We start from the raw sequence: 636 nt of genomic DNA on the forward strand, positions 1-636 counted from the left end.
TTGACGCAATCAAGATGTTGCTGGCGGCACGGTGCGCCCAACCCTTTACGAATGGACGCTTTCCACCAGCAACGCTGATTTCGACTCTACGAATTTTTAAAGAACAAACAGCTTTTCAGCTGTAGACCTCAACACCAGCCGGAACACTTCCCGTATGGCGCTCAGGTCTACAACCCCAAGCTCAAGAGCAAGATGATCACCATGTGAATGGTGGAGGATGACGGGATCGAACCGACGACCCCCTGCTTGCAAAGCAGGTGCTCTCCCAGCTGAGCTAATCCCCCAGTGTGCTTGACCAGGTTGGTGGGTCTGGTTGGATTCGAACCAACGACCCCCGCCTTATCAAGACGGTGCTCTAACCGACTGAGCTACAGACCCAACTGTATTCACTCTTGCTCTTTGCTCAATCAACAACCGATAAGTGTGGGTGCCTGATTCTTCGAAGCACGCTTCTTTTGATGACTTCCATCTCTTGATCCACCCGAAGATGATTCAAGGACTTCAGTGTTTTCCAGAAAGGAGGTGATCCAGCCGCACCTTCCGATACGGCTACCTTGTTACGACTTCACCCCAGTCACGAACCCTGCCGTGGTAATCGCCCTCCTTGCGGTTAGGCTAACTACTTCTGGCAGAACC

At 52.2% G+C, this 636-nt stretch carries 2 tRNA genes and 1 rRNA gene; all 3 read right to left on the minus strand.

Features of this window, described 5'->3' with window-relative positions:
* Nucleotides 1-208: 208 nt before the first annotated feature.
* Nucleotides 209-284: transfer RNA gene (locus ABG80_RS11420), tRNA-Ala, on the minus strand.
* 17 nt (nt 285-301) lie between these two features.
* Nucleotides 302-378, minus strand: a tRNA-Ile gene (locus tag ABG80_RS11425).
* A gap of 137 nt (nt 379-515) precedes the next feature.
* Nucleotides 516-636, minus strand: a 16S ribosomal RNA gene (locus tag ABG80_RS11430); the annotation flags it as partial.

The organism is Aquabacterium parvum, from assembly GCF_001447195.1.
GTDB lineage: Bacteria > Pseudomonadota > Gammaproteobacteria > Burkholderiales > Burkholderiaceae_C > Aquabacterium > Aquabacterium parvum.